The organism is Mycobacterium parmense (genome assembly GCF_010730575.1).
GTDB lineage: Bacteria > Actinomycetota > Actinomycetes > Mycobacteriales > Mycobacteriaceae > Mycobacterium > Mycobacterium parmense.
On record NZ_AP022614.1, the window covers coordinates 5,769,212 to 5,784,785 of the forward strand.

Sequence of the window (15,574 nt, forward strand, 5' to 3'; positions counted from 1 at the left end):
GCCTCGTCGGTGAATTTCCTTGTCGCCTACGGTCGAGGTATGGCAGCTGTGGAATTGCGAACTCTCGAGGACGGCATCGCGTGCCTCACCCTCAACCGCCCCGAGCGTCTGAACGCCATCGACGGGGCACTGATCGACGGCGTCGACGCGGCCCTCGACGCGCTCGGCGGGGGCCAGTACCGGGTGGCGATCCTGACGGGCGCCGGGCGCGGATTCTGCGCCGGCGCGGATCTGAGCGGTACAGGCCGGCCGTGGACGAAGCCGGCACCGAACACCCCCGCGTTCAAGGTGAACTACGACTCCCAGGTGCGCCTGGCCAACCTGTTCACCCGGCTCTACGAGCTGCCGATCCCGGTGATCGCCGCGGTCAACGGCGTCGCCGTCGGCGGTGGGCTGGCGTTCGCGCTGGTGAGCGACGTCCGGGTCGCCTCCGAGCAGGCCCGGTTCGGGTCGGCGTTCATCAAGGCCGGTTTCTCGTCGATGGACATGGGGACCAGTTACCTGCTGCCGAAGATCGTCGGCGCCGGGGTGGCCCGTGAGCTGATGCTGACCGGCCGCATCATCGACGCGCCCGAGGCGCTGCGCATCAACCTGGTGCACGAGGTGGTGGCCCCCGACGAACTGATGACCGCGGCGCTGGGCAAAGCCCGCGAGATCGCCGGAAACAACGCCTACGGCGTATGGCAGACCAAGATCGGCCTCAACGCGGCGCTCGACGCGCCCAGCCTGCGGCACGCCATCGAAATCGAGAACCGCACCCAGATTCTGAGCGGCTTCACCAACAATCCGGTCGAGGCCGCCCGGGCCCACCGGGACAAGCGCGCCCCCAACTGGGATCCGCTGTAGCGGTCACAACTTGGCGATCACGTGCTCGGCGAACATCTCCAGGTTGCGGATCTTGGTGTCCAGGGCCTCGGTGTCCTTGCCCATGATGTAGGGGATGCGGAAGCCGACGATCACGTCGGTGACGCCCTTGTCCTCGAGGCGCTTGATGCCGTCGGCGGTGTAGGCGTCGGCCGAGATGACGTGGATCTCGAACGGGCCGGTGTTGCCTTGCTCCTCGCGGAACCGGTTGAGTTTGGCGATCAGCGCGTCGAGTTCCTCCGGGTCCCCGCCGCCGTGCATCCAGCCGTCCAACCTGGCCGCGCGGCGCAGCGCGGCGTCGGCGTGCCCGCCGATCAGGATCGGGACGGGCTTGGTGGGGGCGGGGGTCATCTTGGTCTTGGGGATGTCGTAGAACTCGCCGTGGAACTCGAAGTACTCGCCGGTGGTGAGTCCGCGGATGATCTCGATGCATTCGTCCATGCGCTTGCCGCGCTTGGCGAACGGCACCCCCATCAGCTCGTAATCCTCGGGCCACGGGCTGGTGCCGACCCCGAATCCCACCCGATTGTCGGTCATCGCGGCCAGTGAGCTGATCTGTTTGGCCACCAGCGCCGGCGGCCGGATGGGCAGCTTCAAGACGAAGAAGTTGAATCGCAGCTTCGACGTCACCGCGCCCAAAGCCGATGTCAGGACGAAAGTTTCGATGAACTCCTTGCCGTCGAGGAACTCGCGGTTGCCGTCCGGCGTGTACGGGTATTTGGAGTCCGATTCGTACGGGTAGGCGATGCTGTCGGCGATCGTCATGGCGTCGTAGCCGGCGGCCTCGGCTGCCTTGGCGAGTGGGATGTAATACCTGAAGTCAGTCATCGCCTCGGCGTAGGTGAACCGCACGTCATCTGCCTTCCGTGAGAGGGTGGTCACCCGAGAGTAGAACGTGTTCTAGTTTGGCCCCCGCGCGGGGCTCGGCACAACCACGCGCGGCGCGCTGGGGCTACAGCTGGTTCTCGGGCCCGATGACCGCCCAGACCGTCTTGCCGCACGACGTGGGGGTGCTGTCCCAGCTGCGCGACAGCGCTTCGACGATCGCCAGGCCCGACATGTCGATGCCCTCCGCCGGGGACGACAGCCGACGGGCCGGGGCGTTGCTGCCGTCGGACACCGCGATGGTCGCCGTGGAGCCGCCGGCCTCGATCCGCACCGTCGGGAAGCTCGAGGTGTGTTCCAGCACGTTCTCCACGAGCACGTTGACGACCACCAGCGCGACGGGGATGAGCGCGGCCTGCGACCATGCGGTGAGCCACTCGCGCACCAGCCGGCGTGACTCACGCAGGCTGGTCAGGTCGGCGGGCAGCTCGACGGCGACGCGCCGCACCGCGCTGCGCGCGGGCCGGGCGAGCGACTTCACCGCCGCCTGGTCCGTCGAGTACAGCGGGACGAAGCTGGTGACCCCGGTGCGTGCGATCGCGTCACGGGTCGCGCGGTGGGCGCACGCCAACACGATCGGAATCTGGGGCCACGCCTGCGCCTCCCAGTGCACGGCGATGAACGCCGCCCACGACGACTGCACCGGCGCGCGCAGCGCGGTGACATCGACGACGATGCCCGCCGGCTCGTCGAGTGCCGCTTCGGCGATGCCGTCGCGGAGCGCCGCAGAGTTGGCGGCGTCAAGGACGCCGTCGACCGTGAGCACTGCCACCGACTCGTCGGTTCGCTTCGCGACGACCAGCGAGGCGGGCCTTTGTGCTCGCGAACTCACTGCGCGGACCCCTTTCGCTTCTGGGGTTCATCGTCGCCGATGATTGCCGCGATATCGGTGATCAGCGGATGTGCGTGTCCCGAGAGCCGACTGCGATCCGGTGCCATGTGCTCCCCCTCCAATGGTGCCCGTCAGCGGGTTCCAAGCGGCATCACGCCGTCAGGATCTTGCGAGCTTCGGTGGTGGATTCGCCATTCTCGCGTGGCGCGGGGGGCGCGGCGCGTTCGGCACGTGTGTGCCCGGTGCCCCGGCCGGCCCCACCCGGTCCGAGACACCGAACTCGACGAACGTTTCGTTCGGCCTCGCTGCGCGCCTGCGCACTCACGGCGCATACCCACCCGACGCGCGTGCTCAAACGGACCGGAACACCGCGTCGGTGCGGGTGTGCAGCGGTTCAGCCGCCGGTGCGTGCGTACGGCGGGGCGCCCACTCCGGCGACGGTGTGCGTTCCCCACGGCGTGCGTTCGATGAGTCGCGCGGGCGCGGGGTGGCCGTTGACCGTGAGCGTGGCCGTGCGCGCCCGTTTGCCCGCATCGTGCGGTAGTGGATGCGTTGCGGAGCTGAAAACGGTTCCCTGCCAATGGTATTGGCCGTCAATCGGATCCAGATGGCCGGTCAGTCGAACGCGCACCGGAAGGTCGGTGCCGGCGATCGACAGGGTCGCCGCGCCGTCATAGGGCCCGTCGTCGCCGGCCGCGACACACGACAGCTCGAACGCGGTGCTCACCCGCGGGGCCGGTGCGGGCCTGACGCAGGCTCGCTCGTTGAACACCTGCTGGCTGCTGCGGCGCACCTCGATGCGGGTGCTGCCCGTGGCGTCCATGTGCCGCACGCACTCGGCGGCATGGCGGGCCTGCGCGCCGAAGTCGGGTCCGGTGACGAAGAAGTAGTTGGGGAAGCCGTGGACGGCTATCCCGAAACACGGCTCCATCCCGTCATGCCAGGCCTGCCGAAGGGTCACACCGCCGGCGCCGGCGAGCGCGTCGTCGCGAACCCGGTCGTCGACTGCAAATCCGGTGCCGTAGACGAGTGCGTCGGCGCGGTGTTCGACGCCGTCGTTGGTGCGCAGGCCCCCCGGGGTGATGGCGCTGATCGACGACCTCGCGATCGCGATGCGCGGTTGTTTCCCGCGCGCGGCGGGTCGCAGGCGCCGACGCAGCCAGCGCTTGGCGCGGGTCGTGGCCAGGGGCAGTTCGGTGACGATCCGGCGGGGTGGGTGAGCGAAGACGGTGACCGAGGCGGCGGCGCCGGCCCACCGGTGCAGGTGCCCAGCCGCGCCGGAGTCGACGCCGACGACGGCGAGCCGTTTTCCGGCCGGGTCGAAATCGTCGTCCGGTGCCGCCGCGTGAAACGAAGGCCCGCGAAAGGTGCTCTGCCCCTTAATTTTCGGTGTCCAGGGGACGAAGGGCGGCGGCTGGCAGGCGATCACGACGCGGCCGTCGATGCGCTCGCCGCCCGCGGTGCGCAATGCCCAGCTGTCGGTGCCGTCGTCGAAGACGCAACCGACGACATCGCGGTCCAGGATCAGCAGATCGGCGATGCCGACTGCGGACAGCTCGGCCGCGGCCGCCCGCGCGGCGGGGCCGGTGCCGACGATGACGATGCGCGCCGGCGTCACAGGAAGTTGGTGCGTTTCCAGGCGCGGCGGCCGATCGGGCCCAGAAGCCCCACCTCGGTCAAAAACGCGGCCAGCGGGGCGAAGCCCGAGGCCTGCATCTGATGCCGATGCGGGCTGCTGCGCGCGAGCGCCCGGGCGCGCTTGGCGTCCAGGCCCGCTCGCGCATAGGGGATCGGGTTGCTGAACAGGTAACGGAAGAAGTACCCGCCGAGCCCGTTGATGTTGGCCATGAACCACCTGTTGAACCGCGGCATCGTCTGCACCCGTTTGCGCGCGCCGTCGCGGGCGAACTGGATGTGGCGCGCTTCCTCGGTGACGTGAATCCTCATGAGCCGCTGGATGATCGGCTGCAGCTCCGGGTCGTCCATCATCTGCCGCTGCAGCGAGTCGAAGATCTCCTCGCCGATCAGGGCCGCCACCCACAGCATCGAGCCGTATTGAAAGGCCAGCGGCAGGGCGTTGATGAACATGCGCTGGAGCCGCCGCGGGCGCACCGGCTTGGCCCCGATGCGCTCGATGGCCTTGCCGAACATGACCATGTGGCGGGTCTCGTCGCCCAGTTCGGTGAGCTTGTAGTGCGTCGACGAGCTGGTCGGATCCTCGTGCAGGATGGTGCGCAGCAGCGACTGGTTGAGCATGTTCTCGAACCAGATCCCCGCCGACAGCGTGTTGACCAGCTCCTGGCGGGATAGCTCGATCTGCTGCTCGCGGGTCATCTCGTCCCACATGGGCGTGCCGTACAGGGAGACCAGCCTCGGCGGCAGATAGAACTTGTCCGGGTCCAGCGGCGCGTCCCAGTCGATGTCGACGATGGGTTCATACGACTTCTTGACCGAGCCCTTGAGCAACCGCTCGGAGAAGTCTTCCCGGCTCGGCCCACTTGGCTTGACCGTCGTGGTCATGGCTGGCGCCCCTTCGTTGGGTCTTCAGACGGTACCCATGGTACTGGGTACTTATGGTCCCGACTAGGCCTTCGAGGTTGCGATTCGGCAATCTGTGTGGGGCGGCGAGGAGGGTCTGTTGGGTCGGCATATTCACGTGATCGGCATCGGCGCCGGCGACCCCGGCTTCGTGACCATCCAGGCCATCAAGGCGCTCAACGACACCCAGGTGTTCTTCGCCATGGACAAGGGTGAGGCGAAAAGCGATCTGGTGGCGCTGCGGCGCGACATCTGCGCACGGTTCATCCGGGAGCCCGGCTACCGGTTCGTGGAGCTGCCCGATCCGAAGCGTTCCGCCGGCTCCGACTACCGGGGTGCCGTCTCGGACTGGCATGCGGCCCGGGCACGGCTGTGGGCGGCGGCCATCCGCGACGAGCTCGGCACCGACGGGGTGGGGGCCTTCCTGGCATGGGGCGACCCCTCGCTGTACGACAGCACGCTGCGCATCCTCGACGCGGTCGCGCAGGCCGTCGACTTCGACTACGACGTCGTCCCGGGGATCACCGCGGTGCAGGCGCTGACCGCCCGGCACCGCATCCCGCTCAACGAGGTCGGCGAACCGGTCGTCATCACCACCGGCCGGCAGCTGCGCGCGCACGGTCTGAGCGGATCGGCCGTGGTGATGCTCGACGGCGATTGCTCGTTCCAAGCGTGCCCCGCCGATACCCGGATCTGGTGGGGCGCTTACCTGGGCACCGACGACGAGTTGCTGGTGACCGGGACTGTCGGCGACGTGGGTGACCGCATCGCCGAACTGCGAGCCGACGCCCGAGCGCGGCGCGGCTGGATCATGGACACCTATTTGCTCAGGGCGGCAGACTGAACCAGTGCCCGAACTTCCCGAAATAGAAGCGCTGGCCGACCACTTGCGGCGCCACGCCGTGGGCCTGACGGTCGGACGCGTCGACGTGGCCGCGCTGGCCGTCCTGAAGACCTTCGACCCGCCGATGAACGCCCTGCACGGGCAGGCCGTCGTCGGGGCGCGACGGTGGGGCAAATACCTCGGGCTGCAGGCCGGCGAGCTGTACCTCGTCGCCCACCTGTCGCGGGCGGGCTGGCTGCGCTGGTCGGACAAGCTGGCCGCGGCACCGCTGCGGCCGGGCAAGGGCCCGATCGCGCTGCGGGTGCACCTGGGAACCCCCGGTGAGGCACCCGGCTTCGACCTCACCGAGGCCGGGACGCAGAAGCGGCTGGCCGTGTGGCTTGTCGACGACCCCCAACGGGTGCCGGGGATCGCCGCGCTGGGCCCGGACGCACTGGACCTGGGCGTCGACGACCTGGCCAGGCTGCTCGCCGGCAACACCGGCCGGATCAAGACCGTCATCACCGACCAGAAGGTCATCGCCGGGATCGGCAACGCCTACAGCGACGAGATCCTGCACGTCGCCAAGATCTCGCCGTTCGCGACGGCGGGGAAGCTGACCGGCGAACACCTCATCGCCCTGCACGACGCGATGGTGTCGGTGTTGCGCGACGCGGTGAGCCGCTCCGTCGGCCAGGGGGCCGCCACCCTGAAGGGAGAGAAGCGCTCCGGGCTGCGGGTGCACGCCCGCACCGGGCTGCCGTGCCCGGTGTGCGGCGACACCGTCCGCGAGGTTTCCTTCGCCGACAAGTCTTTTCAGTATTGCCCGACCTGTCAGACCGGCGGCAAGGTGCTGGCCGACCGGCGGATGTCACGACTGCTCAAGTAGCCGCCGTCGCCGGTCGCTATGCTCACCCGGGTGACCCGCCAGAAGATCCTGATCACCGGTGCCAGCTCCGGTCTGGGCGCCGGAATGGCGCGCGCCTTCGCCGCCAAGGGCCGCGACCTGGCGCTCTGCGCCCGTCGAACCGACCGGCTCGATGAGCTGAAAGCCGAACTGCTGCAACAACATCCCGGAATCAAGATCGCGGTCGCCGCCCTGGATGTCAACGACCACGAGCAGGTGCCCAAGGTATTCGCCGAGCTCAGCGACGAGCTCGGGGGCATCGACCGGGTCGTCGTCAACGCCGGCATCGGCAAGGGCGCCAAGCTCGGCTCGGGCAAGATGTGGGCCAACAAGGCGACCCTCGAGACCAACCTGGTGGCCGCGCTGGTGCAGATCGAGACGGCGCTCGAAATGTTCACCAAGAACGGGTCGGGCCACCTGGTGCTGATCTCGTCGGTGCTCGGCACCAAGGGGGTGCCGGGCGTCAAAGCCGCCTACGCCGCAAGCAAAGCCGGGATGCGTTCGCTGGGCGAGTCCCTGCGCGCCGAGTACCGAGGCGGGCCCATCAAGGTCTCGGTGATCGAGCCCGGCTACATCGAGTCGGAGATGACGGCCAAGTCGAACAGCACCCTGTTCATGGTGAACAACGACACGGGCGTCCGGGCGCTGGTGGCCGCAATCGAGCGCGAGCCCGGGCGCGCCGTGGTGCCGTGGTGGCCATGGGGCCCGCTGGTGCAGCTGATGCGGGTGCTGCCGCCACCGCTGACGAGGGTCTTCGCCTGAGCCGACGGGCGTGCGTCTCGGCAGGCGACGCGTCGCGGATGAGCCCGACGGCGCACCCTCGCGGGCCGAGGGGTCAGCCCGCGCGCCCTCTTTCGGTGCGGTAGCGGCGGACCAGCGCGTCGGTCGAGCTGTCGGATTGCGGTGCCGGCGGGGTGTCCGCGGTGATCACCGGCAGCAGCGCCTTGGCCTGCGTCTTGCCCAGCTCGACGCCCCACTGATCGAACGAGTCGATGCCCCAGATGACGCCCTCGGTGAACACCTGATGCTCGTAGAGGGCGATCAGCTGGCCCAGCACCGACGGTGTGAGCCGGTCGGCCAGGATCGACGTCGACGGCCGGTTGCCCGGCATCACCTTGTGCGGCACGATGTCGGCCGGCGTGCCCTCGGCGGCGATCTCCTCGGCCGTCTTGCCGAACGCCAGCACCTGGGTCTGGGCGAAGAAGTTGCTCATCAACAAGTCGTGCATGCTGCCGGTGCCGTCGGCGGTGGGCAGGTCGTCGGTGGGCTGGCTGAAGCCGATGAAGTCCGCGGGCACCAGGCGGGTGCCCTGGTGCAACAACTGGTAGAAGGCGTGCTGACCGTTGGTCCCCGGTTCGCCCCAGAAGATTTCGCCGGTGTCGGTGGTGACCGGCGTGCCGTCGGCGCGCGTCGATTTGCCGTTGGACTCCATGGTCAGCTGCTGCAGGTATGCCGCGAAACGGGCGAGGTCGTTGGAGTACGGCAGCACCGCCCGCGACTGGGCGCCCATGAAGTTCGAGTACCACAGTCCGATGAGGCCGAGCAGGACGGGCGCGTTGGCCTCGAGCGGTGCCGTCTGGAAATGCCGGTCGACGATGTGGAATCCGGACAGGAAGTCGCCGAACGCCTCGCGGCCGATGACGGCCATCACCGACAGGCCGATCGCCGAGTCGACCGAGTACCGCCCGCCGACCCAGTCCCAGAACCCGAACATGTTGTCGGTGTTGATGCCGAAGTCGTCGACCAGGCGTTTGTTGGTGGAGACGGCCACGAAGTGCTTGGACACGGCGGCGTCGCCGAGGGAGTCGGTGAGCCAGCGCCGTGCCGCGGTCGCGTTGGTCAGGGTCTCCAGCGTGGAGAAGGTCTTCGACGCGACGATGAAAAGCGTTGTGGCGGGGTCCAAGTCGGCCAAGGTGGCCACCAGGTCGGCCGGGTCGACGTTGGAGACGAAGCGCGCCGAGATCCCCCCGTCGGCGTAGTGGCGCAAGGCCTGGACCACCATCATCGGCCCCAGGTCCGACCCGCCGATCCCGATGTTGACGACGGTGCTGATCTTTTTCCCGGTGGCACCCGTCCATTCACCGCTGCGTAACCGGTCGGTGAAGTCGCCCATCGCGTCGAGCACGGAGTGCACGTCCGCGACGACGTCCTGGCCGTCGACGCTGAGCTCGGCGTCGCGGGGCAGCCGCAGCGCGGTGTGCAGTACCGCGCGGTCCTCGGAGGTGTTGATGTGGGCCCCGGCAAACATCTGGTCGCGGCGTTCCTCGAGGTTTGCCGCGCGCGCCAGATCGACGAGCAGCGTGAGCGTCTCTCGCGTGACCCGGTGTTTGCTGTAGTCGATGTAGAGGTCACCGACCTCGACGGTCAGCTCGCGGCCGCGATCGGGGTCGTCTTCGAAGAACTTCCGTAGATGCGTCTCACCTATTTGCCCGTGGTGGTTGCGCAGGCCGGCCCACGCCGGGGTGGCGGTGATGTCGGGGATGGTTTGCACGGAAGTCATTGGCGCGGCTCCTCCTCATCGCTTCGCTCTGCATCGTCGCCGACGCGGGTCATGATTCGACCCTATGCGCGGCAACGCGACGGAGCCAGGCGTGACGGTCAGTGGCCGAGCCGGCCCCTGCCCAACCGCAGCAGCAGCATCGCCAGGTCCTTGCCCTCGGGGCCGAGCTCGCTGTAGCGCTCGATCACCTTCATCTCGCGGCTGTGCACCAGCCTGGTGCCACCGGAGGCCATGCGGGCGCGGCCGATCGCCTGGGACACCTCGGCGCGCCGCTTCACGGCGGCGAGGATCTCGGCGTCCAGCCGGTCGATCTCCCGGCGCAACTGGTCGATGTCGGGTGCCTGCGAGACGGTTTCCACGTTCATTTCTGCCAACTCCGCGTTCTCGTGATGTGGGGGTTCTGGTCTCATCCGGTATCGGGCCTCACAAAAGAGACGAGCCCCGAGTCCGGAAGCGGACCACGGGGCTCTGCGAAGCAGTTACACCACGGGCACCGCTAACCGGTACCCGTAGAAAAATCGGCTGGGCCACTCGCTGGGTGAGGGCGGCCGACTGCACTGCGCTTTGACCACGTCCCGAGTCTGCCACCAACGACTGCCCAGGTGCAAAAACGATGCGCGCAACCGGGATCACGACCTGTCCGGGCGCCTTGGCTCCCGGCGTCGGTGAGCGGCGGTAAGTTTGGAGCGACATGAGTGTGCACGCAACGGAAACCCAGCCGGCATCCGAAGCAGACCAGCTTCTCGCCGGCCTCAACCCGCAACAGCGCCAGGCGGTGGTGCACGAGGGTTCGCCGCTGCTGATCGTCGCCGGAGCGGGCTCGGGCAAGACGGCGGTGCTGACGCGCCGGATCGCCTACCTGATCGCTGCGCGCGGCGTCGGCGTCGGTCAGATCCTCGCCATCACCTTCACCAACAAGGCCGCCGCCGAGATGCGCGAACGGGTGGTGCGCCTGGTCGGCAACCGGGCCCACGCGATGTGGGTGTCCACCTTCCACTCGACCTGCGTGCGCATCCTGCGCAACCAGGCGTCGCTGATCGAGGGCCTCAACTCCAACTTCTCGATCTACGACGCCGACGACTCGCGGCGGCTGCTACAGATGATCGGCCGCGACATGGGCCTGGACATCAAGCGCTATTCACCCCGCCTGCTGGCCAACGCGATCTCCAACCTGAAGAACGAGCTGATCTATCCGGACGAGGCCGTGGCCGCGCTGAACGACGGCTCCGACGACCTGTCCCGCACCGTCGCCTCGGTGTACGGCGAATATCAGCGCCGGCTGCGGGCGGCCAACGCGCTGGACTTCGACGACCTGATCGGCGAGACGGTTGCGGTGCTGCGGGCCTTTCCGCAGATCGCCCAGCACTACCGCCGGCGGTTCCGGCACGTTCTGGTCGACGAGTACCAGGACACCAACCACGCGCAGTACGTCCTGGTGCGAGAGCTGGCGGGGCGCGGCGGTTCAGCGAGTCTCACCGCGGCCGGCCCGTGGCCCGGCGGAGGCGAGGCGAAGCTGGAACCGTCCAACCGGCGCGGCCAAGACGACCAAGCGTCGTCCGACGACGTGCCGCCGGCGGAATTGTGCGTCGTCGGCGACGCCGATCAGTCGATCTACGCGTTCCGCGGCGCGACGATCCGCAACATCGAGGACTTTGAACGCGACTATCCGGACGCGAGAACCATTCTGCTCGAGCAGAATTACCGCTCGACGCAGAACATCCTGTCGGCGGCCAACTCCGTGATCGCGCGCAACTCCGGACGCCGCGACAAGCGGCTGTGGACTGACGCCGGCGCCGGCGAGCTGATCGTCGGCTACGTCGCCGACAACGAGCACGACGAGGCCAGGTTCGTCGCCGAGGAGATCGACGCGCTCGCCGAGCGGGGTGAGATCACCTACAACGACGTGGCCGTCTTCTACCGAACCAACAACTCGTCGCGGTCGTTCGAAGAGGTGTTCATCCGCGCGGGCATTCCCTACAAAGTCGTTGGGGGAGTGCGCTTCTACGAGCGCAAGGAGATCCGCGACATCGTCGCCTACCTGCGGGTCCTGGACAACCCCGGGGACGCGGTGAGCCTGCGGCGCATCCTCAACACACCGCGCCGGGGCATCGGGGACCGCGCCGAGGCCTGCGTCGCGGTGTACGCCGAGAGCACCGGCGCCAGCTTCGCCGACGCGCTCGTGGCCGCCGCCGACGGCAAGGTGCCGATGCTGAACACCCGCGCCCAGAAGGCGATCGCGGGGTTCGTCGAGCTGCTCGACGAGCTGAGGGGACGCCTCGACGACGATCTCGGCGACCTCGTCGAGTCGGTACTCGAACGCACCGGATACCGGCGCGAGCTGGAATCGTCCACCGACCCGCAGGAGTTGGCCCGGTTGGACAACCTCAACGAACTCGTCAGCGTCGCACACGAATTCAGCACCGACCGCGCCAACGCGGCCGCCCTGGACGAGTCCCTGCAGGCGCCGGAGGACGAGGACGTGCCGGACACCGGCGTGCTGGCCGAGTTCCTGGAGCGGGTGTCGCTGGTCGCCGACGCCGACGAGATTCCCGAGCACGGCTCCGGTGTGGTCACGCTGACGACGCTGCACACCGCGAAGGGACTGGAATTCCCGGTGGTGTTCGTCACCGGCTGGGAGGACGGCATGTTCCCGCACATGCGGGCGCTCGACGATCCGGCCGAACTCTGCGAGGAGCGGAGGCTGGCCTACGTCGGCATCACCCGTGCCCGCCAGCGGCTGTACCTGAGCAGGGCCATCGTCCGGTCTTCCTGGGGGCAGCCGATGCTCAACCCGGAATCCCGGTTCCTGCGCGAGGTCCCCCAGGAGCTCATCGAGTGGCGGCGCACGGCACCGGCCCCGTCGTTCAGCGCCCCGGTCAGCGGAGCCGGCCGGTTCGGGACGCCGCGCGGGGCGCCGACTCGCTCGGGGGCGGGTAAACGACCGCTACTGGTCTTGGAGCCCGGCGATCGGGTGAGCCACGACAAATACGGGCTGGGCAGGGTGGAGGAGGTCTCGGGGGCCGGCGAGTCGGCCATGTCGCTGATCGACTTCGGCAGTTCCGGGCGGGTGAAGCTGATGCACAACCACGCGCCGATCAGCAAGCTCTGATGCGCGGGCGCAGCTAGTCGGCGTCCACCCAGCGCTTCGTCTCGGGCAGCATCACCAATACCACCGTGGCGATCGGCAGGACCGGGAGCAGGTGAACGATCCATGCGACGCGGGCACCGGCGATGAACACCCCGAGGTAGGTCAGGAATGCGACCACTGCCCCGGCCAGCAGGAGATACCGACTGACCGATCGCCGCTGCAGCAACATGATGACGCCCGAGATCGTGGTCGAGGCGAACACCAGGGCGAGAAACGCGATCGCGATGCAGAACAGGCGGTCGGTCCGCCACCAGCCGGCGATCAGGTCGGTGGCCACCACCGATGCCGCCCACCCGCTGACGATGCTGACGGCGCAGGCGGCGATCGCCGTGCGGTCGCGCGGCTCAAGCCCCGGCACCCCCGAGAAACCTCTCCGCCGGCCCACCTCGTGGCTGCCGACGTGAGGCGCCGGCGGCCGGGGAATGTGCGTGGTCGGGGAGTCCGGGACCGTGGGTATCGGTCCGGTGGGCGCACGGCGGATGATCCGCGTCCGCGAGTCGGACGGGGGTTCAGGCGGGTGCGGGGTGGGCGGAGGCTGGTTCGGCGCGGTCACCTCATCCAGCGTAGTTGCCCACGAAAATACCCCGCTTGGCCAGCCACGGAACGGGGTCGATTCGCTCGGTGCCGCCCTGCAGCACCTCGAAATGCAGGTGGGGGCCGGTGGAATTGCCCCGGTTGCCCATGGTGGCTATCTGGTCGCCGGCCATCACGCGCTCACCCACGCTGACCAGCGTGGTGTTGATGTGCCCGTAGAGCGTGACCGTGCCGTCGGCGTGGCGCAGCTTGACCAGCATGCCGTAGCCGGCGGCCGGCCCCGAGTCGATCACCACGCCGTCGGACACCGCGACGATGGGAGTTCCGATCGAGTTGGCGAGGTCGATGCCGGCGTGCAGGACCCCCCAGCGGTAGCCGAAGTTCGAGGTGAAGATGCCGTGCGTCGGCATGACGTACAGCGGCTGCTGCAGCCGGGCCTCGCGCTGCGCGCGATCGTTGGCGAAGGCGAGGCCTTTGGCCAGCTCCTGGTTGTGGATGGCGGCGGTCGCCGCGGGCTGGACCGCGATCACCTGGGCGCCGCGGGCGGTGCCGGTGCCCGCGCCGCTCGCGAGGGCCGACACGTTGGCGGTCAGTACCGCCTCGGTTTTGGGGGTGTCGGCATGGCTGGTCGCCGTGTGGGCCGCCGCGGCCGCGGCGCCGGCGGCCATCGCCGAGATGAGCAGCCGGCCCCTGGCCGCGCTGGTCGGTTCCTTGCGGTGCTGCCCGCCCCGCCGCGCCACGGAAACGACGTCGGCGGTCGTCGGGTGGTCGAGGCGCGACGCGCGGCGTGGGGTGACGGTGACCCGGGGCAGCACCTCGGTGACGGGGCCGGCGAGCCACAGCGGGCTCAGGTCGTCAGCGCCGTCGAGGTCGTCGAGTTCGGGCGCCAGCAGCACCTGCGCCGCGTTGTCGAACGTCGAGTCGTTGCTGAAGTCCAGGTCGTCGAGATCGCCGACGTCCTCGCTGAATTCCAGGTCGTCGAAGTCGAATCCGTCCAGCGGAAGGATCTCGGTGACTTCGTTGCGGTGGGGCTGCGCCCAACTCTCTTGGCGGGCACGGACGGCTCCGGCCAGGGCGGAAGGAGAGAAACGGTGCTCGGACAAGCTGAAATGTCCTCGTTTTGTGACCATAACGTTATCTGGACTCTAGGAAGGTATCGGCTAAGTCACGCGACTGGCAACCTCGGGACAGCATCATCGGGGAAATGTGACCTGAGTCACGTTTAACCGTCCGCGGCAGCGCCGTGACCTGCGCCACATCGGTGGACGCGACGAAAGTCGCGATTTGGCGTGTGGATACAGTTCGTCCGTGCGAGTTGCCGGATCTGGTGCCGCCTATGTTCACGCCAAGCAGTCAAGCCGAGTGAAGACAGTGAGCTCATGGACCTTTTCGAGTATCAAGCTAAAGAGTTGTTCGCCAAGCACAACGTACCTACCACGCCGGGGCGGGTGACCGACACCGCCGAAGGCGCCCGTGAGATCGCCACCGAGATCGGTCGCCCGGTGATGGTCAAAGCGCAGGTCAAGGTCGGCGGCCGCGGCAAAGCGGGCGGCGTGAAATACGCAGCCACGCCCGACGACGCCTACGAACACGGCAAGAACATCCTCGGCCTCGACATCAAGGGTCACGTCGTCAAGAAGCTGCTGGTCGCCGAGGCCAGCGACATCGCCGAGGAGTACTACATCTCCTTCCTGCTCGACAGGGCGAACCGCACCTACCTGGCCATGTGCTCGGTGGAGGGCGGCATGGAGATCGAAGAGGTGGCCGCGACCAAGCCGGACCGGCTGGCCAAGGTGCCCGTCGACGCGGTCAAGGGCGTCGACCTGGCGACCGCGCGATCCATCGCCGAGCAGGGCCACCTGCCCGCCGAGGTGCTCGACGCCGCGGCCGTCACCATCGCCAAACTGTGGGAGGTGTTCACCGGCGAGGACGCCACCTTGGTGGAGGTCAACCCGCTGGTGCGCACGCCCGACAACCAGATCCTGGCACTGGACGGCAAGGTCACGTTGGACGCCAACGCCGACTTCCGCCACCCCGACCACGTCGAGTTCGAGGACCGCGACGCCACCGACCCGCTCGAGCTCAAGGCCAAGGAGCACGACCTCAACTACGTCAAGCTCGACGGCGAGGTCGGCATCATCGGCAACGGCGCGGGCCTGGTGATGTCGACGCTGGACGTCGTGGCCTACGCCGGCGAGAAGCACGGCGGAGTCAAGCCGGCCAACTTCCTCGACATCGGCGGCGGCGCCTCCGCGGAGGTGATGGCCGCCGGCCTGGACGTCATCCTGGGCGACGCTCAGGTCAAGAGCGTGTTCGTCAACGTGTTCGGCGGCATCACCTCCTGCGACGCCGTGGCCACCGGGATCGTCAAGGCGCTGGAGATCCTGGGCGACGAGGCCAACAAACCGCTGGTGGTGCGCCTTGACGGCAACAACGTCGACGAGGGCCGGCGCATCCTCACCGAGGCCAGCCACCCGCTGGTGACGCTGGTCGCCACGATGGACGAAGCCGCCGACAAAGCCGCCCAGCTCGCGAGCGCCTGA

General features: G+C 68.5%; 14 protein-coding genes and 1 pseudogene. 7 read left to right on the forward strand and 8 right to left on the reverse strand.

Features of this window, described 5'->3' with window-relative positions; translation table 11 throughout:
• Positions 1 to 48: 48 nt before the first annotated feature.
• Positions 49 to 846 (forward strand): enoyl-CoA hydratase/isomerase family protein, encoded by a 798-nt coding sequence (locus tag G6N48_RS26800; protein WP_179969965.1) that lies wholly within the window; start codon positions 49 to 51, stop codon positions 844 to 846.
• A gap of 3 nt (positions 847 to 849) precedes the next feature.
• On the opposite strand, the gene G6N48_RS26805 is transcribed toward G6N48_RS26800, so the two are convergent.
• The 4 genes from G6N48_RS26805 to G6N48_RS26820 all read right to left on the reverse strand — a co-directional run bounded on the left by G6N48_RS26805 (position 850) and on the right by G6N48_RS26820 (position 5,101).
• The gene (locus G6N48_RS26805; RefSeq protein WP_085269851.1) at positions 850 to 1,716 is read right to left on the reverse strand and encodes an LLM class flavin-dependent oxidoreductase; all 867 of its coding nucleotides are present in this window, start codon (positions 1,714 to 1,716) and stop codon (positions 850 to 852) included.
• Between the two features lie 100 nt (positions 1,717 to 1,816).
• Positions 1,817 to 2,581, reverse strand: a complete 765-nt coding sequence (locus G6N48_RS26810; protein WP_085269850.1) for an STAS domain-containing protein — start codon at positions 2,579 to 2,581, stop codon at positions 1,817 to 1,819.
• 394 nt (positions 2,582 to 2,975) lie between these two features.
• The gene (locus G6N48_RS26815) at positions 2,976 to 4,199 is read right to left on the reverse strand and encodes a DUF4873 domain-containing protein (RefSeq protein ID WP_232066722.1); all 1,224 of its coding nucleotides are present in this window, start codon (positions 4,197 to 4,199) and stop codon (positions 2,976 to 2,978) included.
• Positions 4,196 to 5,101: an AurF N-oxygenase family protein gene (locus G6N48_RS26820; RefSeq protein ID WP_085269849.1), complete on the reverse strand. Its 906-nt coding sequence runs from the start codon at positions 5,099 to 5,101 to the stop codon at positions 4,196 to 4,198. The genes G6N48_RS26815 and G6N48_RS26820 overlap by 4 nt, the downstream gene beginning before the upstream one ends.
• A gap of 118 nt (positions 5,102 to 5,219) precedes the next feature.
• Here G6N48_RS26820 and cobF point away from each other — a divergent pair, with 118 nt between their 5' ends.
• The 4 genes and pseudogenes from cobF (at position 5,220) to G6N48_RS26835 (ending at position 7,611) form a co-directional block, all read left to right on the forward strand.
• Positions 5,220 to 5,963: a precorrin-6A synthase (deacetylating) gene (cobF, locus tag G6N48_RS26825; RefSeq protein ID WP_085270119.1), complete on the forward strand. Its 744-nt coding sequence runs from the start codon at positions 5,220 to 5,222 to the stop codon at positions 5,961 to 5,963.
• A gap of 4 nt (positions 5,964 to 5,967) precedes the next feature.
• Positions 5,968 to 6,210 (forward strand): annotated as a pseudogene (locus G6N48_RS28770) (DNA-formamidopyrimidine glycosylase family protein); the annotation flags it as partial.
• A 153-nt stretch (positions 6,211 to 6,363) separates the two neighbouring features.
• Complete coding sequence (locus G6N48_RS28530) at positions 6,364 to 6,831, forward strand: zinc finger domain-containing protein (protein WP_232066832.1); 468 nt, start codon at positions 6,364 to 6,366, stop codon at positions 6,829 to 6,831.
• A gap of 30 nt (positions 6,832 to 6,861) precedes the next feature.
• Positions 6,862 to 7,611, forward strand: a complete 750-nt coding sequence (locus G6N48_RS26835) for an SDR family oxidoreductase (RefSeq protein ID WP_085270118.1) — start codon at positions 6,862 to 6,864, stop codon at positions 7,609 to 7,611.
• Positions 7,612 to 7,684: 73 nt separating this feature from the next.
• Here the strand turns inward: G6N48_RS26835 and pgi are convergent, their stop codons facing one another.
• Positions 7,685 to 9,349, reverse strand: coding sequence for a glucose-6-phosphate isomerase (gene pgi, locus G6N48_RS26840; protein ID WP_085269847.1), 1,665 nt, complete (start codon positions 9,347 to 9,349; stop codon positions 7,685 to 7,687).
• Positions 9,350 to 9,447: 98 nt separating this feature from the next.
• Entirely contained in the window at positions 9,448 to 9,759 is a 312-nt protein-coding gene (locus tag G6N48_RS26845; RefSeq protein ID WP_085269846.1) for a chorismate mutase, read from the reverse strand.
• Positions 9,760 to 10,040: 281 nt separating this feature from the next.
• On the opposite strand from G6N48_RS26845, the gene G6N48_RS26850 reads away from it, so the two are divergent.
• A complete protein-coding gene (locus G6N48_RS26850) occupies positions 10,041 to 12,458 on the forward strand; it encodes a UvrD-helicase domain-containing protein (protein WP_085269845.1) in 2,418 nt (805 codons plus the stop codon).
• Positions 12,459 to 12,471: 13 nt separating this feature from the next.
• Here the strand turns inward: G6N48_RS26850 and G6N48_RS26855 are convergent, their stop codons facing one another.
• Both G6N48_RS26855 and G6N48_RS26860 read right to left on the reverse strand, forming a co-directional pair.
• The gene (locus G6N48_RS26855) at positions 12,472 to 13,050 is read right to left on the reverse strand and encodes a hypothetical protein (protein WP_232066723.1); all 579 of its coding nucleotides are present in this window, start codon (positions 13,048 to 13,050) and stop codon (positions 12,472 to 12,474) included.
• A 1-nt stretch (position 13,051) separates the two neighbouring features.
• A complete protein-coding gene (locus G6N48_RS26860) occupies positions 13,052 to 14,134 on the reverse strand; it encodes a M23 family metallopeptidase (protein WP_232066724.1) in 1,083 nt (360 codons plus the stop codon).
• A 276-nt stretch (positions 14,135 to 14,410) separates the two neighbouring features.
• Here G6N48_RS26860 and sucC point away from each other — a divergent pair, with 276 nt between their 5' ends.
• Positions 14,411 to 15,574, forward strand: a complete 1,164-nt coding sequence (gene sucC, locus G6N48_RS26865) for an ADP-forming succinate--CoA ligase subunit beta (protein WP_085269843.1) — start codon at positions 14,411 to 14,413, stop codon at positions 15,572 to 15,574.

Coding starts and splice junctions, on each gene's coding strand:
- G6N48_RS26820 (WP_085269849.1), bottom strand. CDS start 5,101: ATGACCACGACGGTCAAGCCAAGTGGGCCGAGCCGGGAAGACTTCTCC.
- pgi (WP_085269847.1), bottom strand. CDS start 9,349: ATGACTTCCGTGCAAACCATCCCCGACATCACCGCCACCCCGGCGTGG.
- G6N48_RS26845 (WP_085269846.1), bottom strand. CDS start 9,759: ATGAGACCAGAACCCCCACATCACGAGAACGCGGAGTTGGCAGAAATG.
- G6N48_RS26850 (WP_085269845.1), top strand. CDS start 10,041: ATGAGTGTGCACGCAACGGAAACCCAGCCGGCATCCGAAGCAGACCAG.
- sucC (WP_085269843.1), top strand. CDS start 14,411: ATGGACCTTTTCGAGTATCAAGCTAAAGAGTTGTTCGCCAAGCACAAC.